Source organism: Bordetella genomosp. 5, from assembly GCF_002261475.1.
Taxonomy (GTDB): domain Bacteria; phylum Pseudomonadota; class Gammaproteobacteria; order Burkholderiales; family Burkholderiaceae_B; genus Bordetella.
Genome location: NZ_NEVN01000007.1, coordinates 23004 through 45959 on the forward strand (window position 1 = coordinate 23004; position 22956 = coordinate 45959).

At 69.4% G+C, this 22956-nt stretch carries 24 protein-coding genes and 1 pseudogene; 12 read left to right on the plus strand and 13 right to left on the minus strand.

From position 1 onward, the window contains the following. The first annotated feature begins 48 nt into the window (after window positions 1–48). Entirely contained in the window at window positions 49–939 is an 891-nt protein-coding gene (locus CEK29_RS13035; protein ID WP_094858384.1) for a LysR family transcriptional regulator, read from the plus strand. Window positions 940–984: 45 nt separating this feature from the next. Here the strand turns inward: CEK29_RS13035 and CEK29_RS13040 are convergent, their stop codons facing one another. Both CEK29_RS13040 and CEK29_RS13045 read right to left on the minus strand, forming a co-directional pair. Beyond that, window positions 985–1221, minus strand: a complete 237-nt coding sequence (locus tag CEK29_RS13040) for a DUF3820 family protein (protein WP_094800618.1) — start codon at window positions 1219–1221, stop codon at window positions 985–987. 105 nt (window positions 1222–1326) lie between these two features. Continuing rightward, window positions 1327–1647, minus strand: coding sequence for a hypothetical protein (locus CEK29_RS13045; protein WP_094800620.1), 321 nt, complete (start codon window positions 1645–1647; stop codon window positions 1327–1329). A 208-nt stretch (window positions 1648–1855) separates the two neighbouring features. On the opposite strand from CEK29_RS13045, the gene CEK29_RS13050 reads away from it, so the two are divergent. The 3 genes from CEK29_RS13050 to CEK29_RS13060 all read left to right on the plus strand — a co-directional run bounded on the left by CEK29_RS13050 (window position 1856) and on the right by CEK29_RS13060 (window position 5257). Next, on the plus strand, window positions 1856–3625 hold the full coding sequence (locus tag CEK29_RS13050) for a peptidase M14 (protein ID WP_094858385.1): 1770 nt from the start codon (window positions 1856–1858) through the stop codon (window positions 3623–3625). 52 nt (window positions 3626–3677) lie between these two features. Continuing rightward, window positions 3678–4709, plus strand: a complete 1032-nt coding sequence (locus tag CEK29_RS13055; protein WP_094858386.1) for a LysR family transcriptional regulator — start codon at window positions 3678–3680, stop codon at window positions 4707–4709. Window positions 4710–4780: 71 nt separating this feature from the next. Continuing rightward, the gene (locus CEK29_RS13060; RefSeq protein WP_094800626.1) at window positions 4781–5257 is read left to right on the plus strand and encodes a copper resistance protein NlpE; all 477 of its coding nucleotides are present in this window, start codon (window positions 4781–4783) and stop codon (window positions 5255–5257) included. A gap of 139 nt (window positions 5258–5396) precedes the next feature. Here the strand turns inward: CEK29_RS13060 and CEK29_RS13065 are convergent, their stop codons facing one another. After that, complete coding sequence (locus CEK29_RS13065) at window positions 5397–5645, minus strand: oxidoreductase-like domain-containing protein (protein ID WP_094858537.1); 249 nt, start codon at window positions 5643–5645, stop codon at window positions 5397–5399. Between the two features lie 320 nt (window positions 5646–5965). Here CEK29_RS13065 and CEK29_RS13070 point away from each other — a divergent pair, with 320 nt between their 5' ends. The 5 genes and pseudogenes from CEK29_RS13070 (at window position 5966) to CEK29_RS13090 (ending at window position 10174) form a co-directional block, all read left to right on the plus strand. Further along, window positions 5966–8200, plus strand: coding sequence for an ATP-binding protein (locus CEK29_RS13070; RefSeq protein ID WP_094858387.1), 2235 nt, complete (start codon window positions 5966–5968; stop codon window positions 8198–8200). Then, window positions 8197–8559: a response regulator gene (locus CEK29_RS13075; protein WP_094800630.1), complete on the plus strand. Its 363-nt coding sequence runs from the start codon at window positions 8197–8199 to the stop codon at window positions 8557–8559. The genes CEK29_RS13070 and CEK29_RS13075 overlap by 4 nt, the downstream gene beginning before the upstream one ends. Window positions 8560–8568: 9 nt before the next feature. Then, window positions 8569–9228, plus strand: coding sequence for a hypothetical protein (locus CEK29_RS13080; RefSeq protein WP_094800632.1), 660 nt, complete (start codon window positions 8569–8571; stop codon window positions 9226–9228). Then, window positions 9138–9662: pseudogene (locus CEK29_RS24110) on the plus strand (AraC family ligand binding domain-containing protein); the annotation flags it as partial. The gene CEK29_RS13080 and the pseudogene CEK29_RS24110, both read left to right, overlap by 91 nt. 134 nt (window positions 9663–9796) lie before the next feature. After that, window positions 9797–10174: a LysE family translocator gene (locus CEK29_RS13090; RefSeq protein ID WP_440588326.1), complete on the plus strand. Its 378-nt coding sequence runs from the start codon at window positions 9797–9799 to the stop codon at window positions 10172–10174. A gap of 34 nt (window positions 10175–10208) precedes the next feature. On the opposite strand, the gene CEK29_RS13095 is transcribed toward CEK29_RS13090, so the two are convergent. The 3 genes from CEK29_RS13095 to CEK29_RS13105 form a co-directional block, all read right to left on the minus strand. Continuing rightward, window positions 10209–11192 (minus strand): Bug family tripartite tricarboxylate transporter substrate binding protein, encoded by a 984-nt coding sequence (locus CEK29_RS13095; RefSeq protein WP_094858388.1) that lies wholly within the window; start codon window positions 11190–11192, stop codon window positions 10209–10211. A 70-nt stretch (window positions 11193–11262) separates the two neighbouring features. Continuing rightward, the gene (locus CEK29_RS13100; RefSeq protein ID WP_094800640.1) at window positions 11263–11742 is read right to left on the minus strand and encodes a DUF3237 domain-containing protein; all 480 of its coding nucleotides are present in this window, start codon (window positions 11740–11742) and stop codon (window positions 11263–11265) included. Further along, on the minus strand, window positions 11739–13004 hold the full coding sequence (locus CEK29_RS13105; protein ID WP_094858389.1) for a flavin-dependent oxidoreductase: 1266 nt from the start codon (window positions 13002–13004) through the stop codon (window positions 11739–11741). The genes CEK29_RS13100 and CEK29_RS13105 overlap by 4 nt, the downstream gene beginning before the upstream one ends. A 151-nt stretch (window positions 13005–13155) precedes the next feature. On the opposite strand from CEK29_RS13105, the gene CEK29_RS13110 reads away from it, so the two are divergent. Continuing rightward, on the plus strand, window positions 13156–13647 hold the full coding sequence (locus CEK29_RS13110; protein WP_094800644.1) for a MarR family winged helix-turn-helix transcriptional regulator: 492 nt from the start codon (window positions 13156–13158) through the stop codon (window positions 13645–13647). A gap of 75 nt (window positions 13648–13722) precedes the next feature. Here CEK29_RS13110 and CEK29_RS13115 read toward each other — a convergent pair whose 3' ends face one another. The 4 genes from CEK29_RS13115 to CEK29_RS13135 all read right to left on the minus strand — a co-directional run bounded on the left by CEK29_RS13115 (window position 13723) and on the right by CEK29_RS13135 (window position 17728). Then, window positions 13723–14616, minus strand: coding sequence for a hypothetical protein (locus CEK29_RS13115; protein ID WP_094858390.1), 894 nt, complete (start codon window positions 14614–14616; stop codon window positions 13723–13725). A 442-nt stretch (window positions 14617–15058) separates the two neighbouring features. Then, window positions 15059–15763 (minus strand): SDR family NAD(P)-dependent oxidoreductase, encoded by a 705-nt coding sequence (locus tag CEK29_RS13125; RefSeq protein ID WP_094800650.1) that lies wholly within the window; start codon window positions 15761–15763, stop codon window positions 15059–15061. Then, window positions 15753–16721, minus strand: coding sequence for a Bug family tripartite tricarboxylate transporter substrate binding protein (locus tag CEK29_RS13130; RefSeq protein WP_094800652.1), 969 nt, complete (start codon window positions 16719–16721; stop codon window positions 15753–15755). The genes CEK29_RS13125 and CEK29_RS13130 overlap by 11 nt, the downstream gene beginning before the upstream one ends. Before the next feature lie 68 nt (window positions 16722–16789). Next, the gene (locus tag CEK29_RS13135; RefSeq protein WP_094858391.1) at window positions 16790–17728 is read right to left on the minus strand and encodes a dihydrodipicolinate synthase family protein; all 939 of its coding nucleotides are present in this window, start codon (window positions 17726–17728) and stop codon (window positions 16790–16792) included. 121 nt (window positions 17729–17849) lie between these two features. On the opposite strand from CEK29_RS13135, the gene CEK29_RS13140 reads away from it, so the two are divergent. After that, complete coding sequence (locus CEK29_RS13140) at window positions 17850–18782, plus strand: LysR family transcriptional regulator (protein ID WP_094858392.1); 933 nt, start codon at window positions 17850–17852, stop codon at window positions 18780–18782. A gap of 123 nt (window positions 18783–18905) precedes the next feature. After that, window positions 18906–19118, plus strand: a complete 213-nt coding sequence (locus tag CEK29_RS13145; protein WP_094800658.1) for a YdcH family protein — start codon at window positions 18906–18908, stop codon at window positions 19116–19118. A gap of 7 nt (window positions 19119–19125) precedes the next feature. Here CEK29_RS13145 and CEK29_RS13150 read toward each other — a convergent pair whose 3' ends face one another. From CEK29_RS13150 to CEK29_RS13160, 3 genes are all read right to left on the minus strand, one after another. Further along, a complete protein-coding gene (locus tag CEK29_RS13150) occupies window positions 19126–20295 on the minus strand; it encodes a GGDEF domain-containing protein (protein ID WP_094858393.1) in 1170 nt (389 codons plus the stop codon). A gap of 111 nt (window positions 20296–20406) precedes the next feature. Next, window positions 20407–21723, minus strand: coding sequence for a chloride channel protein (locus CEK29_RS13155; RefSeq protein WP_094858539.1), 1317 nt, complete (start codon window positions 21721–21723; stop codon window positions 20407–20409). A 130-nt stretch (window positions 21724–21853) separates the two neighbouring features. Continuing rightward, a complete protein-coding gene (locus tag CEK29_RS13160; protein ID WP_094858394.1) occupies window positions 21854–22900 on the minus strand; it encodes a hypothetical protein in 1047 nt (348 codons plus the stop codon). Between the last annotated feature and the right edge of the window lie 56 nt (window positions 22901–22956).

The following is a 22956-nucleotide window of genomic DNA, read 5'->3' on the forward strand; positions in this document are numbered from 1 at the left end:
CTGAGTCTGCCTTCGGCTTTTCCGTAGGCAGCACCTTCAGAGACCGCCATGCATTTCGACCTGACCGATCTGCGCCTGTTCCTGCACATCGTCGATGCCGGCAGCATCACCGCCGGCGCGGCGCTGTCCCACCTGGCGCTGCCGTCGGCCAGCGCGCGGCTGCGTGCCCTCGAGACCTCGGTCGGCACCGCGCTGGTCACGCGCGAGCGCCGCGGCGTCACGCCCACGCCGGCCGGCGTCGCGCTCGCCCACCATGCGCGCGGCCTGCTGCAACAGGTCAACCGGATGGAAGAGGATCTGGGCGAGTACGCGCTCGGCTTCAAGGGTCAGGTGCGGTTGTGGTGCAACACCGCCGTCATGTCGGAATTCCTGCCGGATCCGCTGGCCGACTTCCTGCGCGCCTATCCGAACGTGGACGTGGAGCTGCAGGAGCAGCCCAGCTATCGCATCGTGCCCGCGGTCTCGCAGGGCGTGGCCGATGTGGGCATCCTGTCGAACGCCGTCGACCTGAGCGGCCTGGACGTGCTGCCGTTTCGCGATGACCGCCTGGTGCTGCTGGTGCCGCCCGACCATGAACTGGCCCGGCGCGACGCCCCCGTGCGCTTCGTGGAAACGCTGCGCCACGACTACGTGGGCCTGGAGACCGCCAGCGCGCTGTCGGCCCACCTCGACGACCAGGCCGCGCGCGCCGGCCAGCGCCTGCGAGCGCGGGTGCGGCTGCGCACGTTCTCGGCGGTGCTGCGCATGGTGGAGCGCGGCGTGGGGGTGGCGGTCTTGCCGAACTCGTCGGCCCAGCGGCTGCGCCGCACGGCGCGGGTCAGGCGGCTCGAACTGGCCGATCCCTGGGCCAACCGGCAACTGGTGCTGTGCGTGCGGGGGCTGGCGCAGTCGCCGGGGTATGTGCAGGCGCTGGTCGACACCTTGCGCCGGCCGGCGTAAGCGGCTGGTCGAACCCGGACCGTGCCCGGGCGCGGTGGCGCGGCCTCAGGCGGGTGGCCCCGCCGGCTTACCGCCCTCGCGCAGGGGGTCGAGCAGAGGCCGCAGATTGTTGTGGTCGAGCTCGTACATGAGCGCGAGCAGGCGGCCGATCTCACCCTTGGGAAATCCATTGCGCGCGAACCAGCCGAGATAGTGGCCGGGCAGATCGGCGATCAGGCGGCCTTCGTACTTGCCATAAGGCATCTGGCGGCGCACCAGCAGGTTGAGCAGTTCGGGATCCATGGACACGGCCACTGAAGAAAGCGCGATTATGCCGCGAGGGCCGAAGCGCTCGATGCCGCCCTGCTGCCGATCGTGCCGGCGGCCGCCCGCCCGCGCGCTGCCGGCTTACTGCCCCGCCTGGCGGCGCAATTGCAGCTCTTTCAGGCACTGCGCCACGCCGTCCTGACGCTGCTGATTGGTGACCGCGGCGCGGTCGGACACGGTCCGGCAACGCTCGTACTCGCGCACGCTTTGCGGGGTATCGCGGATCGGGGGCGGCGGCGCGGCGACGGTGCCGCCGCTTTCCGTGATCCGCAGCGTCGACGGCGGCGAGAGGTTGCCTTGCTGCGTGTTCGGAAAGCTGTATTCCTGCACGGCCTGGGCGTGTGCAACGGAACCGGCCGCGAGCGCGGCGATCGCGCAAAGGGTGAGCAGTCTTTGTTTCATCGGTTTCTCCTGACTGAACGGACGGACAGGGCGCCATGCGCCTGCCGCCGGGCGTTTCGATCGTATTCCCTGCCAGGGACGATCGGGCGTTACGCCGCCGAGACATTGGTGCCAAAGCGAAACAACGCCGCCCGCCGGGAAACCCCGCATGGGGACGTGCCGGCCCGGCAGCCGATAATGCCCGGCGCACGCAACCACGGAGCACGGAATGATCCTGCTGGACAAGACGTTTCCTCGCACCCTCGACAACTGGGTCCGGACCTATGCCACGCCGGCCTGGCGTGGCGCCATGCTCGAAGGGTGGCTGTTCGAGGATGCGCCGGCCCGGCGGGCCGCCGAAGCGCGGCTTGCCCAGGCCGGCGTGCAGGCGCGGCTGCGCAGCGCCTACAAGCCGCTGCTGCATTATTTTCTGGAAGAGGTCGAGCGCGAGGATCTGGTCGACGCTCACATCACGTATCCGATCCATCCCGACGCCGCGCCGAACCGCTACACGCTCGAGGCCTACCCGCTGGTGGCGTTGCTCGCGCCGGCCACGGTGCGCTTCGCGCCCGCCGGCCAGGTGTCCGGCGACGTGCCGGGGTACGAGGTGGTCCTCACGTACCGCGACGGCAGCCAGCGCACGGCGCGGGTGAGCGCGCCGCAAACGCGTTCGCCCGCCGCGGACGGGCTGACACAGCTCTCGCCCACGGGCTGGCTGTGCGTGACGCACGCTCACGGAGAGAACGCGCACGATGGCCCCGTCCGCACCGAGTACCAGGCCGTGTACGACGCGATGATGCAGGCGATCACGCAGCATGCCTGGGGGACATCGGAACCGTACTTCGAACGCCTGTCGATTCGTGCCGACATCCCGGGCATCGAGTACGCGCTGCCGGTGGACGAAGACCTCGTCAGCACCTGCGAAGGCCTGCACGAAGACGCTTACTTCTCATTGCTGGAGTTTTTCCAGCGCCACGCCGACCGGCCGATGGGCGATCGCGGCCTGCAACCCGGCCAGATCGCGCCGGACATCCGCTTGACCGACGGGCCGGCGCGCCTGCGCATCGCGCTCGAGGCCTTCGAGGCGCCCGAGCCGTATACGATGCAGCCGCCCGACGGCGCGCTGTCGGCGCGCACCACGCCACTGTCCGCGGGCGAGATCGCCGCGCTGGTACAGGACTGCGGCGGCACGCCCATCGTGGCCCCCACCCGGCAGCGGCGCGAGGTGAGCGGCACCTACGTGCACGGCCCCGGACCGGCCGTGCTGATCTCCGGCGCGCAGCACGCCAACGAAACCTCCGGCGTCGTGGGCGCCCTGCGGGCCGCCAGGCGTCTCATCGACAGCGGCGACGCCCACTTCGCGCTCATCGCCTGCGAAAACCCCGATGGCTATGCGATGTTCGAGCAGTTGCGCGGCGTGCATCCGCGCCACATGCACCATGCGGCGCGCTACAGCGCGCTGGGCGACGACATCGCCTATCGCGAACGCGAGCCGCTGTTCGAACTGGCCGCCCGCCGCGAAGCGCTCGCGCGCAGCGGCGCCCGTCTTCATATCAATCTGCACGGCTATCCGGCGCACGAATGGACCCGGCCCTTGTCGGGCTACCTCCCGCGCAATTTCGAACGCTGGACCTTGCCCAAGGGCTTCTTTCTGCTGTTGCGCCATCATCCCGGCCTGGAAGCGGAGGCCGAGGCACTCGTCGACGCGGTGGCGATTCGGGTGGCGCGCGCCGTGCCGGATCTGGCGGCCTTCAACGCGCGGCAGCTCGCCCTGGCCGAGGCGCACGCGCTGGAGCCCGGGTTCGACCTGAGGCACGGCATTCCGGTGCAGGTATCGGCCAGCGATCGCGAAACCGCGCCACTTACGCTGATCTCCGAGTTTCCCGACGAAACCGTCTACGGCGAGCGCTATCGCTTCGCGCACACGGTACAGATGGAGACCGTGCTGGCGGCCGTGGCGGCCTATCGCGCCGCGCAGGGCGGCGAACGCTTTCCGTAAAATGCAGGCTTCGCATCCATCGATATCCTGAGCTTATCAATCGAGGCGCCTCATGACTTCCTCTCTCGACGCATCGCCGCTGCTGGACCGCTTGCGCATGCGGCAGGTGGCCCTGCTGCTCGCGATCGAGGAGCACACCACGCTGCGCAGCGCCGCCGAGGCGCTGGGCATGACCCAGCCGGCAGCGAGCAAGATGCTGCAGGAACTCGAGAACGCGCTCGGCCAGCGCCTGTTCGACCGGGTCGGACGTGGCCTTGCCCTGACGCCCTCGGGTGCCTGTGTGCTCAGTTATTTTCGCGGCATGCGCGGCACCCTGGCTGCGCTGGCGCGCGAGCTGGACGATATCCCGCTGGGTGGCGGCGGCAAGCTGTCGATCGGCAGCATCATGGCCGCCTCGCCCGGCCCGCTCACGGATGCCCTGGTGCAACTCAAGCGCGAGTACCCGCTGCTCGCCGTCGAGATCCTCACCGGCACGAGCGACATGCTGATCGGCCGCCTGCACGAGGGCGAGCTCGATGTGGTGCTGGGCCGCATGCTCAGCCTGCCGGCGCACGATTACGCCTTCCGGCCCATCGAAGACGAGGCACTTTCGGTGATCGCCGCGGTCGACCATCCGCTCGCGGCCCTGTCGGACGTGAGCTTCGAGGCCTTGCGGGCCTTTTGCTGGATTCTGCAACCGCACGGCAGCCCGGTGCGCGAAGTGGTCGAACAGGAGTTTCGGGCCAATGACTGTGCCGTGCCGCGCGGGGCCATCGAAACGATGTCCATCCTGACCACCACCAATCTGGTGGCGAAGACCGACATGATCGGCGTGATTCCCGAATCGGTGGCCGGCCGCTACGAACGCCATGGCCTCGTGCGCATTCTGCCGTACCGGATCCGCCACTCGCTGTCCGCCTACGGCACGATCGTGCGACGTGACCGTCCGCGCAGCGCCTGCGCCGCGCGCTTTCTGGCGCTGCTGCACGGCGCGGCGCAGGCGCCTCTGCCCATCACCGGTGGCGATCCCACGCTCGCGCCGCTGACCACCTCCGACGCGGGCTTCATGCCGCCGCCCCCACCGGGCGCGGCACACAATCCGTAACCGCGCCGACGTGCAGGACGCCGGGATTCAGGTACGTTGAACGTCTCCCTCATGCCATTAAGGAGATCGACATGAAACCCGTGCTCCCTGCACTTGCGTTCGCGGTGATCCTGGCGGGCTGCGGCGGCCCCGAGGAAATTCGCACCAATCCGCCGCCCCCGCCGCCGCCGCCCGCGGCGCCGATGAACGGGGCGCCCGTCACGCCCCTGGGCGACACCTCCCGCACCTCGCTCGACTGGCCGGGGCTGTACGAAGGCATGCTCCCCTGCGCCGACTGCCCGGGCATCCGCACCCGGCTGACCCTGCAGCAGGACAATACCTATCAGTTGCAGAGCCAGTATCAGGATCGTCAGGCCGCGCCCCAGACCGCGCAGGGGCGTTTCACGTGGCTGCCGGACGGCGTGACCATCCAGCTCGACGCCGCGGGCGCCAACCAACGCTATCTGGTGGGCGAGAACCGGTTGACCATGCTGTACCAGGACGGCTCGCGCCCCACGGGCCCGATGGCGCAGAAGTACGTGCTGGTCCGCACGTCCGCGCGCCGCTAGCCGCGCGCCACTGGCCGTGCGCCGCTAGCCGCACCCCGCTAGCCGCACGCCGCTAGCCATGCGCGCCTAACCGCCCGATCGTGCACCACTAGCCGTGCGCCACTAGCCGTGCGCCAGTGGCCACGCGCCGCCGAGCCGCTCACTCGCCGTGTTGGCGCGCCTCCCAGGCCTGCAGCGCGACGAGGTAGCGCTCGCGCGCCTCCTCGTACAGATCGTAGACGCAGGGGATGCACCCGCTCTGACAGCAATCACCCGGCAACGGGGGCTCGGGCGGGAGCGGACGCGGGTCGGTAACGCGCCCTGGCGTGCCCGCGGGGAACGCCTCTGCCGCGGAGGGCTCTGACTCAGAGCCACTGACCGCCGGCGAATTAACTGGGGACGCATCCACGGCCGACGCGTCGCGGCTCGTCGGTCCGCTCGGGACCGGCGGGCGCGCAGCGGCCGGGCGGTGGACAGTGGGGGAGGCTCGCTTCATGCCGCCCAGTATGCCAAACGCCCCCCTCGCTGTAACCGGAACGCGTCATTGGCATGTAACAGCCTCGTCCGGTCGACGCCGGTCAAACGGCGTTGGCCGCCGGAAGTCGAAACATTGCGATACTCAACGCTCGTAGGGTGCAAATTTCTTTGACATAATGCTCCCAGCGTCGAGACCCGCATTAGCAACTGGTCTTTCCTCCGCCGAGGCTAACCTTGGCAAAAAAGCACCAGATGACCCCATACCCGCCCAGTGCGCCCGCTGTAACGCTGGCCAATTGCGATAAAGAGCCCATCCATATCCCCGGGGCCATCCAGCCCCAGGGCGCGCTCATCGCCATCGACCGGAAAGGGGTTCTGCGTTACGTCAGCACCAATGCCTCGGCCACGCTAGGCACGACCATGGTGCTGGGTCAGCCGGTCACGCCACAAGGGCTGCCCCGGCCGCTCGACCGCCATCTCGCCGAATGGCTGCGCACCCCCGCGGATGAAGAACCGGTCTTCGACCCGTTCGACATGGTCGCGGGCGCGGAGCGTTATGACGTCGTCGCCCATCTCAACATCGACGGCCTGATCATTATCGAGTTCGAGCGCAGTCCGCCCGAACTCGGCTTTCAGGCCGGATCGCTCCACCGCTCGTATCGCAGCATCGAGCAACTGCGCCGCCAGCGCTCGATCGAAAGCCTGCTCGAACAAGCGGTGCGCGAGGTGCGCCGCCTGACCGGCTTCGACCGCGTGATGGCCTATCGATTTCATCCCGACGACAGCGGCGAAATCGTGCGCGAAGACCGCCGCGCCGATCTGGACGACTGGCAAGGGCGGCGCTATCCGGCCGAGGACATCCCGGCCCAGGCACGCCGCCTGTATCTCACCAATACCCTGCGGCTGATCGCCGACGCGCAGTACTACCCGGTGCGCATCCTGCCCGATCGGCACGATTCGCCGCCGCTGGACCTGAGCCTGAGCGTACTGCGCAGCGTCTCGCCGATTCACATCGAGTACATGACGAACATGGGCGTGCGCGCGTCCATGAGCATCTCGCTGGTGGTCGCCGGACGGCTCTGGGGCATGATCGCCTGCCATCACTTCAACCCGCGCCACGTGCCGTACAGCGTGCGCATGGCGTGCGAAGTCCTGGCCCAGGTCCTGTCGGCCGCCGTCGCCACCTTCGAGGGCGCCGCGCAACTCGAGCGGGCGCGCCGGACGAGCGCGCTGGTGAGCAACCTGACCGAACGCGCCTCGAGCCAGGAAGACGTGCACAATGCGCTCGCGAGCGGCGAACAGACGCCGGGCGATCTCGTGCCGTGCGACGCGTCCCTGTGCCTGTGGGGCAACAGCGTTACCGTCTTCAACGGCATCGCCCCGCGCGGCGAGCTCACCGGCATCCTCAACGCGCTGGACCAGACCGGCCAGCGCGTGGTCAAGTCGACCAACATCGGCCGCGACTTCCCCGACCTGCAGACCGATCTGGTGCCCTACGCCGGCCTGCTGGCCGTCAAGTTCGACCCGATGGCCAACGGCTGGCTGGTGTGGTTGCGGCGCGAGCAGATCGAAACACTGGTGTGGGGCGGCAAGCCCGAGAAGCAATACGCCGTCGGCAATCAGGGCCCGCGCCTCACGCCGCGTGGCTCGTTCGAAGCCTGGCGCGAGATCGTGCGCCAGACCAGCCTGCCCTGGCTCGCGCACGAAGTCGACGCCGCCGATGACCTGCGCGACGAGCTCTCGCACATCGCCACCAGCCGCGCCGCCGATGTCGACCGTGCCCGCATCGCGCTGCTGGCCATGCTGGGCCACGATCTGCGCGATCCGTTGCAATCGATCTCGATGGCCGCCACGCTGCTGTCGCGCACCGATACCGGCGCGAAGATGGGCGAGCGCATCCGCTATTCGAGCGGCCGCATGCAGCGCCTGATCTCGCAGGTGCTCGACCTGTCGCGCCTGCAGGGCGGCATCGGCCTGGGCCTGCAACATGAGCTCTGCGACCTGTCGCAACTGCTCGACAACCTGATCGCCGAGAAGCGCCACGCCTTTCCCGGCCTGACCCTGCTGCCGCAGATCGAGCCCGAACTGATCCTGTGGGCCGACCCCGACCGCATCGTCCAGGTGCTCGCCAATCTGCTCAGCAACGCCCGGCAGCATGGCGCCCAGCGCCAGCCGATCCGGGTGCATGCGCGCCGGGTGGGCACGGATGTGGTGCTGGACGTCATCAATCACGGCGCGCCGATCCCGGATGAGGTGCGTCCGCACCTATTTTCGCCGTTCAAGCCCGAATCGCTGGGTCAGAATCGCAACCGTTCTGGGTTAGGATTGGGCCTGTATATCGCCGACCAGGTCGTGCGCGCCCACGAAGGCACGCTGACCCTGGCCTGCCAGGATGGCCTGGTCACCTTCACCGTGACGCTCCCCGCCGCCCAGGGCCTGGAATCGGCCAACCCCGAACATCCCATGCCCTCCGGAGGACAATCTTGAGCAACACGGCCGCCCCGCGCATTGTGCTGGTGGACGACAACGAGATGGCGGCCGAGCTGCTATCCGAGTTTCTGGTGCTATCGGGGCTCGACGTACGCGTCGCCTACGACGGCGCGCAGGCGCTTGCCGCCTGCGAAGCGTTCCAACCCCATACGGTGGTCCTCGATATCCTGCTGCCGGATATCGACGGCTACGAACTGGCCAGCCGGCTGCGTCAACAGCACCGGCCGGCGCCCCGTCTGATCGCCCTGAGCGGCCTCGCGCGCATGCGCGGCGACGGCCGGGGCGATGTCTTCGATGATTGGATCGAGAAGCCCGCCGACCCCGACGCACTGTTGGCGCTGCTCTCGCAACCCTAAGGTAATTTCATGGTCACGCTCGACTGGCAAAACGATCTTCAGGCCCAGGGAGTCCGGTTCAAGGTACTGGCTCATGTGTTTTCGGTCCTGCGGCACGATGTCATCGGGCCGATCTCCAACGCGGCGCTGGCCGCCGCGATGCTGCACCAGGTGCCCGAAGACGCCACCAACGTCGTTGCGCAGGCGCGCCACGAGCGTCTCGTGGGCGACATGGAAAGCCTGCTCGACGAAGGCGTGGCGTCGCTGCGCGGCCTCGATGACTGGCTCATCGACCGCCAGCGCACCGTGGCGAGCGGCAAGCTGCTGGCCGAATGCCGGCGTCTGGTGTTCACGCGCCTGATGGCGACCGGCAAACAAATCCATCTGCCCGAGACTGAAGAAGGTCCCGACCTGCCCGAGTTCAGCGCCCGCTACGTCATGATCGCGTGGCTGCTCGCCCTGGTCGACACCCTGCCCGAAGGCCAGGCGGTCACGATCGAATCGGTCGGACCCGGCTTCTGGACGGCGCAACCCGGCCGGGCAGAGCCGCCGCAGCCCTGGGACGGTCAGCCCGAGCCCGTGCGCGCCAACGAAATGCAATGGCTCGCCAATGCCGGCGGCTGGATCGCGGAGTGCGGCGACACGCTCTGGACCCTGCGTTGCCCGCCGGGCGCAGCCTCGGCCGCGTGAGCGCGGAGGCCGACGCGCCGCGCCCCAGCGCCGGTGCCGCCCGCTTCTGGCGCGACCCCGCCCTGCCCTTCGCCGAAAGCCGCATCGCCCAGAACAGCCGCGCCTGTTACCAGGCGCATGCGCACGACACGCTGTCGGTCGGCATGGTCGAACGCGGCGCGAGCCGGTTCAGCAGCCAGGACCGCGTCCACGATCTGGCGCCTGCTTCCGTCGTCATGGTGCCCGCCGGCGTCGTGCATGCCTGCAATCCCCTGCCCGATGCCGCCTGGAGCTACCGCATGCTGCATCTCGATGCCGACTGGTGCGATGCGCTGTGGCGCGAGAGCGGGGAGCGCGTCGCCAGCAGCACCGCCGTGACGCGGCGGGGCGCGGCCTCTGCGCTGCGCGCCCTCACCGACCTGCTGCATGGTGCGGGCGGCGTCGCCGCCAAAGAAACGGCGCTGATCGAGTATGTGGGCGGCTTGCGCTGGATCGTCCCTGCCGCGCATGCGACGGGCACGGCAAGCGACGACACGATCGCCTCGCACCCCGGTGGGCGGGGTGCGGCTACCTGCTCTACCTCGGGCAACTGTTCTGGCGGCACGCTCAAACGGTCGGGATGCCGCCCGGCGCGGACGCCACGCCCGTCCGCACGCCATCTCGCCATGCAGGCCTCGCGGCCTTCGCCACCGGGCTGGGCTGCGGCCTGATCAATCCGAAGAACGCGCTGTTCTATGCCAGCCTGTTCGCCCTGCTCACCGAACGCGCCACGGCCGCCACGCAGGCACTGTATGGCGCCTGGATGGTGGCCGTGGTGTTCGTGTGGGACGCCCTGGTGGCCGCGGCGTTGCGCCACCCCGCCATGGTGCGGCGCTATGCCCGCCACCATGTGCGGATCGGCCGCATCACCGCCGTGGTCCTGGCCCTGATCGGATTGGCCGGCGCGGCGGCGCTGCTGCGGCAATGAGCCTCGCACGGCGCCGCCCCGCGCGCGTCGGGCCTCAGTTGGCCTTGAAGCCCGTGGCCTTCACCACCTCCGACCAGCGGCGCGACTCCTGCTCGAGCAGCTGACGCATCGCGGCCCGGTCACCGCCGACGACGACGAAGCCGGCTTCGCTGAGCGTGCGGGCGGCTGCCGGCTCGCGCAACGCGGCCGCGCTGTCGGCCTGCAGCTTGTCGAGCACGGCGTCCGGCGTGCCGGCCGGCGCGAACAGCGCGAACCAGGCGCCGAAGTCGACGGCCGACAGGCCCCGTTCGGTAAAGGTGGGGACATCCGGCAACGCGGGCGAACGCTGCTTGCCGGTGGTGGCCAGCGCGCGCATCTTGCCGCCCTGCACCTGCGGCACGGCCAGCGCGGTGGTCACGAACGCGGCCTGCACACTGCCCGAGGCCAGCGCCGTGATGGCGTCGCCGGTCGAGCGGTAGTGCACGGGCTCGATGCGCAGGCCGGCCTCGCGTGCGAAGAGCTCCGCGCCGAAGTGGCCGGGCGTGCCGGCGCCGAAGGTGGCGAAGTTGATCCGGTCGGACGCGCCCTTGGCGCTTTGCACGAAGGCCGCGAGATCCTTCTCCGTGGCGGTTGCGGGCACAACCAACACGAAGTCGGCGCGCACCACCTCCGAGATCGGCGCGAAATCGCGCGCGGGATCGTAGTTCAGATTGGAATACGTGGCGGGCGCGATGCTGATCGACCCGACCTCGCCGAGCAGAATGTTCTGGCCATCGGGCGCGGCGCGCGCCACCGTCTGGGCGGCGATCTGTCCGCCCGCGCCGACCTTGTTCTCGACGACCACGCTTTCGCCCAGGCGCGGCCCGAGATACTGGCCGAGCGTGCGGGCGACGATGTCGGGGCCGGTGCCGGGCGGAAAGCCCACGTTCAGGCGCACCGGGCCTTGCGGAAAGGAAGCCGCCTGGACCGGCAGCGCGGCCAGCGTCAGGCACAACGATCGAATCAGGCCGCCCAGCAGGCGGCGCAGCGTCATGGACATGTCTTGTCTCCTCGAGCTTGTTTTTTTATGCACGATCGAATGCAGCCCGAGCAGGCGCTGCGGTCCCACTTCAGCCCAGGCGGAAAAAGTTCAACTCCACCCGGTCCGGATAACGCGCCCCCGTCCCGACGAACAGGCTGTCGTTGAGCCACGCGAGACTGGGCTCGGCGGTCTCGAAACGGGGAAAACTGCGGAAATAGATGCGGGCGGGGTCCACCGGCTCGCCCCGCGCGAGCCGGGCGATGTCCTCCGCCGAGCCGGTACGGATGCCCGTGTTCTCCACATAGACACGCTGCCCCGCTTCGGTCTCGATCACATAGCGGGCGTGAATGTCGGTGAACGTGGGGCTGCGGATGAGCTGAAAATCGGCCCCGCCCGGCAGCACCCGGCCGTTCAAACGTGCGCCGCGCACCGTGCCTCCCGTGATCGGGATCACCCGCCGCCGGCCCTGGGGTGTATCGCCCACTTCCTGTGGCGGATCGACCTGCACCACCACCGTCGCCAGATGTTCGAGCGCCGGCAACGCGCCGTCAAAGACGAAGTCGCTCATGCCCGCTGCTCCCGGCTCGCGCGCAATGCCGCCGGATCGAAGCCGGCCAGGCGCTTGTAGCGCGACGACACCGCCTGCAGTTCGTCGGCGCGGATCACGTCGTGCACGTCGGCGAAGCCACCGGGTGCGCGCTCCTCGGCCATCTGCATCACCTGCTCCGGCCCGTTGAGCCGGTTGCGCAGCACGATGCCGGCGGTGGGCGGCAGCCGCAGCGCCTCGTACTCCAGCAGCGCCGTCTCGGTCGAGCGCAGGGTGCCCGCGCCGGCCTGCACGAGGCAATCGGCCAGGCAACGCGCATCGAGAATCGCCTGCGCCGAGCCGTTGGAGCCGATCGGATACATCGGATGCGCCGCATCGCCCAGCAGGGTAAGACGGCCGCGGGTCCAGCGCGGCAGCGGATCACGATCGACCAGCGGAAATTCGTAGATGGCCTCGGCCCCGGCGATGATCGCCGGAATGTCGATCCAGTCCCAGCGCCAGTCGGCGAAGCGCTCGGCGAAGACCGATTTGTCGACGCGGCGATTCCAGTCGGTGGCGGGCAGCTCGCCGTCGCCCACCGCCAGTTCGGCGATCCAATTGATGCGTGACCGCCCCGCGCGGCGCAGCGGCTCGGAAATCGGATAGCAGACGAACTTCTGATCCTGATGGCCCGCCATGAACATCGTGCGGCCATCGAGATAGGGCGCGCCGTCGGTCACCGCGCGCCACAGCATGCGGCCGGAAAAGCGCGGCTCGTCGCCCTGCGGATAGAACTGCCGGCGCAGAGCCGAATGAATTCCGTCGGCCCCCACCACGACATCGGCGGCCACATCGATCAGCGCGCCGTCGGCGCGGCGGCGCAGGCTCGCCACGGCCTGCCCGGTTTCGGTGCGGGCGGACTCCAGCACGACGCCGGTGGTGATCGCATCGGGGCCGAGGCGCTCACGCACGGCCTGAGCCAGCAGCATCTGGAATTCGCCACGATGCACCGAATACTGGGGCACGGGATAACCGGCAGCCACGCCACGTGGCTCCTGCCAGATCGGCTGCCCGTGCTTGTTGTAGTAATGCAGCGCCGCCGTCTCGACGGCCAGCTCGCGCAACGGCGCCGCCAGTCCGATCTGGTCGAGCTCGTCCACCGCATGGGGCAGCAGATTGATCCCCACGCCCAGCGGACGCAATTCCTGGGCGCTTTCGTAGATGCGGCTCGCGATGCCGCGCTGATGCAGCATCAACGCGAGCGCGAGCCCGCCGATGCCGGCGCCGGCGATGGCAATTTGCATGTCTCCTCCAGATCCGCAGCGCGGTCGAGTTCGTTTAATTGTTATGTACCATAACAAAATACCCGACTTCGGCCTGCCGGGGTTTTCCCGCAATCCGCTGGCGCATAACGCCGTTGCACGCTAGGGTAGACCCCCAACTCGCCCCACACTCATGACACGAACTCCCGCCCTGCGCGCGCGCCGACCTGCGGCTCGCGGTGAACACTTCGAGCCGCACGTCGCCGGTCTGGATTACGGCGTGCTCGACGACCTCGTGGGTTATGCGATCCGGCGCGCCCAGATCACGATCTACGAGGATTTTCTCGCCGCCCTGACCGACTGGGACATCACGCCGCAACGCTTCTCGGCGCTGACGCTGATCGCGAACAACGACGGCATGAAGCTCACCGACCTCGCGCGCGCGCTCGGCATCGCGCGCTCCGGCGCGGTGCAGGTGGTGGACCAATTACAGGCGCTGGGTATGGTGGAACGACGCGAGACGCCCGCCGATCGCCGCGCCTATGCGCTGGCGGTCACGGCGTCGGGCCGGCGGGCGCTGCAGCAGATCACCGCTGCCGTGCAGTCGCATGACCAACGCATCAGCGCGCGCCTCGCACCCGCCCAACGCCGGCAATTGATCGAGCTGCTGGGCCTGCTCGGCTGAGTCCTGTCGGGCCGGCCGCGCCACGCTGGCCGCGCCACGCCGGCCGCGCCACGCCGGCCGCGCCACGCCGAAGTGCTAGCGCGCGTCCGCCATCTCGGCCTCGGGTTCGGCCTCGGCCACCCAATGGCCACTAACCAGCGGTCCCGCGCAGCGCGGCGCCCGCACGCGCGCGGCCACGGCCCAGGCATCCATGCGCACGCGCAGCCCCGCATACACGCCGTGACCTTCGCCCGGCACGATGTCGCCGCCCGCGTCGATGCCCTCGCCCGCGCGGATCGCCATGCCGGCCCGCACCGCACCGCCCGCGCGCATACCCCAGCCCGTCTCGAGATGATCGCCGGCCAGGATATCGCCACCCGCCTCGATGCCGCGGGCCACGAGCAGATCGCTGCCGGCCTGCACGTCGCCACCCGCCTTGATGCCATGGCCGACCTTCAGCAGGCCACCCGCCTGCACCGAGTCGCCCGCCCGCAGCATGGCACCCACGTTCAGGTCCCCGCCCGCGGAGACTTCCCATTGCGCGCGCAGCTCACCGGTACAATCGAGCGTGGTGCCGGCCTGTACGCCCCACGCGGCGCGCAGGTCGCCGCCACAGCGAATCGCGCCCGCGCTGATCACGCTGGCGCGGGCCTCGATGCGGCCTCCCGCCACCAGCGTGCCGGCGCGCAGGCCACCCGCGGTGACGATGCCGCCGCCCGCGCGCAACATGCCGTCGACCAGGCCGCCACGCCGCAGCCGGATCGTGCCGGCATGGATCAGCGCATGCGCGTCGAGCTCATCGAGCTCGAGCACGGTGTCGGTCGGGCCGAACTGGTCGAGCAGCCAGCAGGCGTCGTCGATGCGCCCGGCGGCGACCAGGGCATCGAGCACCGCCTGGTAGTCGCCGCTGCCCTGCTGATCGCGCAGGAACCATCGGTAGCCGGACGTGCAGGGGTTTTTCGCTTTGACGAAATTTTTGGTGAGTTGCATGAGTAAAGCTTGAGCGCGTGCCTCGCCGCGCCAGCCTCAGAAAGGCTGCGCGCGGCGCGACGTGGACAGGACGACGACCGCCCACGCGGCAGGCTGCCGCGGGCGGTCGGGTGGCTAGACGAAGGAAGCGGCGCTCAGCCTGGCTTGGCGCGCGCGTAGGCGCGCCGTTGTGCGAGCTCTTGGGTGCCCAGCAACGACACGGGCGCGTGCACGGGCCTGCAGGCGCCACGGCCGCTGATGCGCACGGCACCCGGATAAGGCCGCGCGCCGTGTCCCGCGCGCGCACCCGCGCGCGGCTGGCGCCGGGCGGGTTGGCAGGGAATCTGGGCGGGGTGCATACGCGGCGAATCAAAGAGATCGAACAGGCCGCGATACTAGCAAATCGGCGATTTGGGTCAAGCCGCGGGCGGCGCCACCGTGATCGTGACGCGCGTCGCCGCGCTCAGCGCGGCAGCGACGACCCGCCGCAGATCGCGATGTCCTGACCGGTAATGGCGGCCGCCGCCGGCGACAGCAAAAAGGCCACCAGCGCCGCGATCTCTTCGGGCTGGATGAGGCGGCCGATCGGCGGCAGTCGCGGTGCGCTGCCGGCCCGCGCGGGGTCGCTCAGCATGCCGGTCTGGGTGGCCGCGGGCGACACGACGTTCACCGTGACGCCCTCGCTCGCCAGCTCGGCGCCCCAGCTGCGCGCCAGCGCGACCAGCGCCGCCTTCGACGCGGCATAGAGGCTGCGGCCCGGCATGCCCTGCGCGACGCGGCTGCCGATCAGCACGACGCGCCCGCCCCCGGCCGCCGCCATGCGCGGCGTCAGCGCCTGCGCCAGCCGCACGCCCGCGTCCACATGCAGCTTCCACATGCGCTCGCCGTCTTCCGGGTCGAGCTGCGCGAGCGGCCCGACGCGCAGGATGCCCGCCGCGTGCACCAGCGCCCGCGCGTCCGCCAGATCGCCGAGGACGGCACGGGCCGCGGCGGCATCGCACAGATCCACCGCGATATGGCGGTAGGCGGCGTCCTGCAGCGCGGCCGGCCCGAGATCCACGCCCGCGACGGACCAGCCGTCCGCCAGCAGGCGCCGGGCGATGGCCAGGCCGATGCCCCCGGCCGCCCCGGTCACGACCGCCGTGCCGCGTGCGCCCTCAGTCGACACGGATCTTCCCCTCGTCGACGATCTTGCGCGAACGTGCCATGTCGGCCTTCTGGAACTCGGCGAACTCGGCCACCGAGCCGCCGCTGATGGTCACGCCGAGCTGCTCGTACTTCTCCTTGAGCCCGGCGCCCAATGCCTTGTTCATCTGCGCATTGAGCTGCGTGACGATGGCCGGCGGGGTGCCGGCCGGCGCCCACAGGCCATACCAGCTGTAGAACTGATAACCGGGCAGCGTTTCGCCCACCGTCGGCACCTCGGGCAGGTTGGGCAGACGCGTGTCGGACGTCACCGCGATGATCTTCAGCATGCCGCCCTTGTAGTACGAGATCGCGCCGAGCACCGGGTCGATGAAGCCCTCGATCCGGCCGCCCACGAGGTCCTGCAACGCGGGCGACGTGCCGCGGTACGGGATCACCATGTAATCCAGGCCGCCCTGGCGCTTGAGCAGTTCGGTGGCGAGGTGGCCGGCCGAGCCGATCGAGCCGACCGCGAAGCTGAGGCGCCCGGGGTTGGCCTTGGCATAGGCCAGCAGGCCCGGCAGATCATTCACGGGCAGATCTTTCTTGACCGACACCGACAGCGGCGCCTTGCCTGCCATCGCGACGGGCACGAAATCCTTCTCCACCGCATACGGGACCGACTTCATCGTCATGGGTGCCGTGGTGAACGTCGAGGCGTTGAACAGCAGCGTGTAGCCGTCGGCCGGCGACTTGGCCACCACGTCCGCGCCGATGATGCCGTTGCCGCCCGAGCGGTTTTCCACGATGAAGCTCTGGCCGGTCTGCTCGCTGAGCTTGGCCGCCACGTCGCGGCCCAGCATATCGAGCGTGCCGCCCGGCGGGAACGGAATCACGAAACGCACGGATTTCGACGGGTACTTGTCTTCGGCATGCACGACGCCGCTGCCCAGCGCCGCGCACAGCGCCAGACCAATGTGCCACAACATTTTCTTCTGCATGAGATGTCTCCTCGATTTATGTTTTTGTGCAGATGGCGTCGCGCCCGCGGGCGCGCCGTCGTCGTGTTTCAGCGCGCCAGCAGATCGGCCTGCGCCAGCGCGTCGCGCAACGCCTTCATTTCGGCCTCGTTCGGGGCCTCGGTGGGCGGGCGCACGGTGGCGCTCTCCAGCACGCCGGCCAGATACATGCCGGCCTTCATGCGGGCATGCGCCTCGCCGGTGGGCTCGCCGCCGCCGTACACCGCGTCCTTGAGCGGCGTAATCACGGCCTGCACCGCCTGCGCCCGCTTGAGATCGCCTGCCTTCACGGCGTCCCACAGGTCGGAGATGAGTTGCGGAATGAACGTCGCGAACCCGACCAGTGCCCCGTCGATGTCCTGCACCATCGAGGCCAGCAGGTATTCGTCGTGGCAGGTGAGGATGGCCTTCGAAGCGTCGGCCTCGCGCAGGGCCTGGATGTCGCGTGCGTACTTGTTCATGTCGCGCTGACCGACCTTGAACGCCTGCACATAGGGCAGGCGGGCCAGATCGGCCAACAGGCTCGACGAATACGATGCGCGCGTCCACGCCGGGTACACGTGGCACACCAGATCGAGATCGGGCGCCGCCTCGTGGATGGCCTTGAAGTAATCCAGCGCATGGCGCGGCGTGAAGCCGAAGCGCAGCCAGTGGTGCGGCGGCATGACGTCGAGCGCGGCGGCGCCGGCCGCACGCGCGGCGCGGGCATGTTCGGCGGCTTCGGCGAGGCCCTCGCAGACGATCGACGAAATCACGGGCAACTTGCCGCGCAGCTCGTCGGCCACGATGCGGGTGACTTCGGCGCGTTCGGCGGGCGTCAGGGAAAACACCTCCCCGGTATGCCCGTTGGTCATCACGGCCACCACGCGCTCATGCTCGGCCAGCCAGCTGGCGAGGCGGCGCAGCGCGGGCTCATCGATGCGGTGATCCTTGGTGAACGGGCACGAAATCGCCGGAATGATGCCGCGATAGTTCGAGATGGAAGCCATGCTGAGTCTCCTTTGTCGTGTGAGTCGTGATGGCCGTTATGATTGCGGCAGCGTATCTGGCCCGTCCAATACTCGAATTGCATAGAATTATCTTTGCTGCACCGCAGCGACCTCACCACACATGGGACTCAAGAACCGTCCGCTCGATACCAATTGGCTGGAGGACTTCTGCGCCCTGGCGGAGACCGGCAGCTTCTCGCGCGCCGCCGAGGCACGCGCCATCGCGCAGCCCGCCTTCAGCCGCCACATCCGCGCGCTCGAAGAATGGGTGGGCGCCGACCTGTTCGATCGCAGCACGCATCCCACCGAGCTCACCGCCGCCGGACACAAGTTCCTGCCGCTGCTTAAGCAGGTGATGGCCGATCTCGAGGCTGCCCGCATCAAGGCCCTCGCCGCGCACGCCCAGGACGCGGCCAGCCTGCGCTTCGCCGCCACCCATCTGCTGTCGCTGATGTTCTTTCCGCGCTGGCTCACCCGGCTCGAGGCCGAGCTCGGCGTGGGTGCGATTCAGATGATGTCCGACAGTTTCCAGGCCTGCGAAGACCTCATGGCGCAACGCCGCGTGCAGTTTTTGCTGTGCCACCGTCATCCCGACGTGGCGAGCCGGCTCGACGAAACGCCCTACCCCATGGTGCAGCTGGGCACCGATGTGCTCATGCCCGTGAGCGCGCCCGCGGCGGGCTCGACCGACGCACCGGCGCATGCCCTGGCCGGCAAGGGCGCGGTGCCGTTCCTGGCGTATGGGCCGGCGTCGGGGCTGGGCCGCATCGTGATGAGCCAGTTGCGGCAGAAGTCGGTACGCGATGGCCATGTGCAGGCCACCTTCGTGGGCCCGCACGCCACGCTGCTGCGTTCGATGGCGGTTCAGGGCCGCGGCGTCGCGTGGCTGCCGGCCATGCTGGTCCAGGATGACCTCGACGCGGGCCGCCTCGTCCGCGCGGGAGGCCCCGAGTGGGACATCCCGCTCGAAATCTGCCTCTATCGCCAACCCTTCGACATGGCCCAGGTCGCCGAGCGGCTGTGGGCGCTGGCGCAAGGCGCCCCCGCGCCGTAGTCCGACGCGTATCGAGCGACGCAGGAACTGGCTTGGCCTATACTGGTCCGATCAGAACACGGTCTCTTTCCGGTTCGTGGCTTCGGGCACGGAGGCACGGACGTTTTACCCCAGGAGGTCCTTATGTTCCCTGAGTATCGCGACTTGATATCGAAGCTCAACGGCGCCAATCCGCACTTCTCGCGGATGTACGACCGACACGGCGAGCTCGATCAGCAGATCCAGAAAATGGAGGCGGGCCGCGAGCAGGCCACCCTGCTGGATATCGAGAAGCTCAAGAAAGAAAAGCTGCACCTCAAGGATCAGCTCTACGCCATGCTGAAGGCCACCGGCTGACGCCAGGTCAGCCCAGGGCGTCGGCAAACTCCGGCGAACCGCCCGCGAAGGCGCTGCGCATTCCACCCTGCGCCTTCGCGCGGTACAAGGCCGTATCCGCGGCTTCCAGCACACGTTGCGCATCGGCATTGGTGGCATCGATCATCGCGATGCCGACCGATACGCCGACCTCGACCCGCGTCCCGGTTTCGAGCACGATGGGCTGCGACAGATCATGCATCAGATGCTCGGCCAGGCGCGTCGCCGCCGCCGGTTGAACGCCGGTCGCCAGCATCACGAACTCATCGCCACCGATGCGCGCCGCCACATCGCCCACGCGCAGCATCGACCGCATGCGCGCGGCCAGCGTGCGCAGCACATGGTCGCCCGCCCCATGGCCATGGCTGTCGTTCACGATCTTGAAATCATCGAGATCGAGATACAGCAGCGCGGCGCATTGCGTGTGCGCCCGCGCGGCGCCGCACACCCGCTCGAGGGCGGTGAGCAGTCCGGTCCGGTTGGCCAGCCCGGTGAGCGGATCTTCGCTCGCGCGCCGATCGTTCTCGCGTTCGGCCAGCATGGTGGCCACCAGGATGCGATTGAGACGATGCGACGCGATCGTCATGCTGATCAGATAGAACGGCACCTGGATGAACACGATCGCCATCACCCACTCGCCCGTGAACAACGCGCCGATACACATCGGTCCGAGGCTGAGCAGAATCATCGCGCCCACCAGGCGCGGCGCGCCGTAGTTGCGAAAGCAGATACCGCCCGCCATGGCCCCGCACGAGACACCCGCCAGCGTGGCCGCGAGCCAGTCGCCGTTCATGAACGTGATGAGCACGCCGTAGCCCACGCTGAAGGCCCACAGCAGTGCGAGAAAGAGATAGAGGTCGGTCTGGGTGCGCTCGCCGCGCCGCGCGGCGCGCAAGGAGTTGCGCAGCACCGTGACGCGGATCACGCCGAGCAGAATCTCGAGCGCGAGCCACGAGATGTAGAGGGGATTCGGATTGCGCCACACCACGACGCCCGAGATCATGATCGTGTTGATGACGCCGCCGGCAAAAATCGGCAATGTTCCGAAAAGACTCGCGATAAGGGCGACGCGAATCTCGGCGGGGGTGTCCACACCACTGTCCGTCAGCCACCGCGTCAAACGCCACGACGGCAGGCTGAATTTCAATCCCTTATCCACGCCCCTGCTTCCATTGCCATTTCGCTGGCGTACCTCAAGGCGCGATTTATAACAGGTCTATCCTGCGCCGCGATGATCTTTGTCAGATCTGCACGGAAAATCGTGCGAAATTCAGTGTTTACCCGCGATGTGCGCCGCATCTCGAGGCGATGATGCGCGCTCGATACGTTGCGCGTTCCAGCGTGCCGCCGCCGTGGCGCCCGCGACCGCGAGCGCCTGCGGCACCAGCATCTGCAGCGGCGCGTGGGTGAACTCCAGCATCAGCACGAGCGCCGTGAGCGGCATGTTCATCGAGACCGCCAGAAACGCCGTCGCGCCGATCAGGGCGAACGCGGCGGGATCGAGCCAGGGCGTCGCGCTCCAGGCATCCGCGCAGTGCGCCAGGACCAGCGCCAGCAGAGCGCCCACCGCGAGACCCGGCGTGAGCAAGCCGCCCTGTGCGCCCGACCGCAACGTACTCAGCGTGATGAGCACGCGCAGCCCGAGCAGCAGCACGGCCATGCCGAGCGGCAGGCTGGCGTCCAGACTGAGCTGCACCGGCCCTTTGCCATTGCCCAGCAGCGCGGGCAGCACGACGGCCAGACAGGCGATGCCCGCGAAGTTGAGCAGCGCCACGAACGGCAACGCGGCGCCTCGCGGCGCGGCCGCCCGCGCGGCGGACGTCGCGCGGGCGAACGCCTGCCCCGCCAGCCCGAAGAGGGGCCCGGCCACACAGGCGGCCATGGCGAGGGGCCAGTCCAGTGCGATGGGCCCGAGCGCGTACTGCTGCTGCACGCCCAGCCCCAGCCACGCGACGGCGGCCGCGATCGCCGAGCTCGCCAGTGCCATCACGGCAATGCCGCGATCGAAGGTGCCAAGCAGCACCTCCAGCACGAACAGCGCCCCCGCAAGTGGCACGTTGTAGACCGCGGCCAGCCCCGCTCCGGCGCCGCACGCCACGAGCGCACGGCATTGCGCCGCGGTCAGTCCCATCCAGCGCGCCACGCTGCCCGCCCACAACGCGCCGGCCTCGCGTGGTGCCACTTCACGGCCCAGCGGTGATCCCAGGCCTACCGTCACGATCTGAAGCAGCACGTGCACGATCGTGCTGCCCACGGGCATGGCCTGGCCGGGCGCCGCGGCCCCGACGGCGTCGCGCACGCTCACCAGCCGGCGGCCGTAACGCCGCAGCGCCCACCAACCCACGCCGGCGACCACACCGGCCATCAGCAGCGCGGCGACGCGGCGCCACGGCGGCGCGGCGCTGGCGCCCTGCAGGAAGCTCTCGTGGCCCAGCGCGCCGTAGCCGTAGGCCAGGTGCTGGACCGCGTGCAACAACAGCCCGAGCGCCATGCCCGCCAGACCCGCGCCGATGCCCACCAGCACCACGGCGGCGGCGAGCGCGAAGGGTCTGGTGCGAGAACGAAGTATCGAGGAGGCGGACGGCATGCGGAGGCGCGAGCGGAGCCGCCGGACGCGCCGGCGTGCGCTGCCCGCCACGCTGGCGGGCAGGACCATTATGCGCAGGGTCGCGTCAAGCGCGCGTTAACACCTGTGTATGGCGCGCGCGCCGCCCGTCTCAGGGGTGCGGCAAGGTCCCGCGCCAGAGGGCCAGGGTGACGAGCACGCCCGCCTCGCCCTCATCGTCGAGCTGCAACATATAGCTGTAGCCGTCGCGCTCGCCGCTCAGGACCACGCCGTGCGCGCCGCGCTGCAGCCGCGCGCCGCCGGCCCGACGCATGCTCTGCGTGCGAACCTCGTCGTAGGGCGCATAGCTGCGCCACGCGATCTCGAATGCGCGCGGCGGCCGTCCTTCCTGCTCGTCCCAGTCGTTTACCAGCGGCACGCCTTCGAGCGCGGGCGGGAAGGTGTAGGCGCCACCGCCGGCCGCCGTTTCGAGCGCCACGTGGCCCGGCGCCAGCGCGACGAATGCGAGCGGGAATCCTGGCGGCAACTGCGCCGCGCCCCAGGTCTGCGCACCCGCTTCCACCGGCACCAGCTCCACATGCGCGATGCGCTGCTGCGCCGGTGCGTCGTCCAGCAGCGGGGGCTCCGCGGCCCAGCGCTCGAAGGTCGAGAGAATCGCCGCGTCGCGCGTGGGCGCGCGCGTGACCGGAACGAATACCGACAACCACGCCTCGTCTTCCGCGCGGCAGTCCAGCAGCCCTTCGTCGCCCAGATGGCACTGGCCATTGACCAGCCCGACGGCCGCGAGCTGCCCCTGTGCGTTGTAGAGCAGGGCCGCACGGTCGCGGCCGCGCGTGGTTTCATCCAGCGAACTCAGCAGGTAGCGCCCGTCGTCCAGCGGGATACGACGGCGCGCCGCATCGGAATGCAGCGCCTGCAGCACCTGCGTCAGCACCAGCGCCTGCGGCATCGTATAGCTGCCGCGTGCGTAGCCCAGCACTTCCAGCAGATCCGCGCGCACGCGCGGCTCCTCGGCCAGGGACCGCACCTGGGCCGGTGCCTGGCCTTGCGCCTTGGTCTGCGACGACGCCGCCACGGCCGGGGTGACGCCCGACCCCGCGGCCAGGCATGCCGCCAGCACGGCACCATGCGCGCCAACGCGCAGCGCGCGCGCGAAGGCGCGCGCCAGCTCACAGGGGGATTGCATCGATTCGGTCATGTTTGCGGGTACTCCACGGACGCGGCGCGGCGCACGATACCACGAGCCCGCCCATG

Coding starts and splice junctions, on each gene's coding strand:
- CEK29_RS13080 (WP_094800632.1), top strand. CDS start 8,569: ATGGTCACGCTCGACTGGCAAAACGATCTTCAGGCCCAGGGAGTCCGG.
- CEK29_RS13095 (WP_094858388.1), bottom strand. CDS start 11,192: ATGTCCATGACGCTGCGCCGCCTGCTGGGCGGCCTGATTCGATCGTTG.
- CEK29_RS13035 (WP_094858384.1), top strand. CDS start 49: ATGCATTTCGACCTGACCGATCTGCGCCTGTTCCTGCACATCGTCGAT.
- CEK29_RS13100 (WP_094800640.1), bottom strand. CDS start 11,742: ATGAGCGACTTCGTCTTTGACGGCGCGTTGCCGGCGCTCGAACATCTG.
- CEK29_RS13050 (WP_094858385.1), top strand. CDS start 1,856: ATGATCCTGCTGGACAAGACGTTTCCTCGCACCCTCGACAACTGGGTC.
- CEK29_RS13130 (WP_094800652.1), bottom strand. CDS start 16,721: ATGCAGAAGAAAATGTTGTGGCACATTGGTCTGGCGCTGTGCGCGGCG.
- CEK29_RS13115 (WP_094858390.1), bottom strand. CDS start 14,616: ATGCAACTCACCAAAAATTTCGTCAAAGCGAAAAACCCCTGCACGTCC.
- CEK29_RS13105 (WP_094858389.1), bottom strand. CDS start 13,004: ATGCAAATTGCCATCGCCGGCGCCGGCATCGGCGGGCTCGCGCTCGCG.
- CEK29_RS13110 (WP_094800644.1), top strand. CDS start 13,156: ATGACACGAACTCCCGCCCTGCGCGCGCGCCGACCTGCGGCTCGCGGT.
- CEK29_RS13160 (WP_094858394.1), bottom strand. CDS start 22,900: ATGACCGAATCGATGCAATCCCCCTGTGAGCTGGCGCGCGCCTTCGCG.
- CEK29_RS13135 (WP_094858391.1), bottom strand. CDS start 17,728: ATGGCTTCCATCTCGAACTATCGCGGCATCATTCCGGCGATTTCGTGC.
- CEK29_RS13140 (WP_094858392.1), top strand. CDS start 17,850: ATGGGACTCAAGAACCGTCCGCTCGATACCAATTGGCTGGAGGACTTC.
- CEK29_RS13055 (WP_094858386.1), top strand. CDS start 3,678: ATGACTTCCTCTCTCGACGCATCGCCGCTGCTGGACCGCTTGCGCATG.
- CEK29_RS13145 (WP_094800658.1), top strand. CDS start 18,906: ATGTTCCCTGAGTATCGCGACTTGATATCGAAGCTCAACGGCGCCAAT.
- CEK29_RS13060 (WP_094800626.1), top strand. CDS start 4,781: ATGAAACCCGTGCTCCCTGCACTTGCGTTCGCGGTGATCCTGGCGGGC.
- CEK29_RS13040 (WP_094800618.1), bottom strand. CDS start 1,221: ATGGATCCCGAACTGCTCAACCTGCTGGTGCGCCGCCAGATGCCTTAT.
- CEK29_RS13045 (WP_094800620.1), bottom strand. CDS start 1,647: ATGAAACAAAGACTGCTCACCCTTTGCGCGATCGCCGCGCTCGCGGCC.
- CEK29_RS13070 (WP_094858387.1), top strand. CDS start 5,966: ATGACCCCATACCCGCCCAGTGCGCCCGCTGTAACGCTGGCCAATTGC.
- CEK29_RS13155 (WP_094858539.1), bottom strand. CDS start 21,723: ATGCCGTCCGCCTCCTCGATACTTCGTTCTCGCACCAGACCCTTCGCG.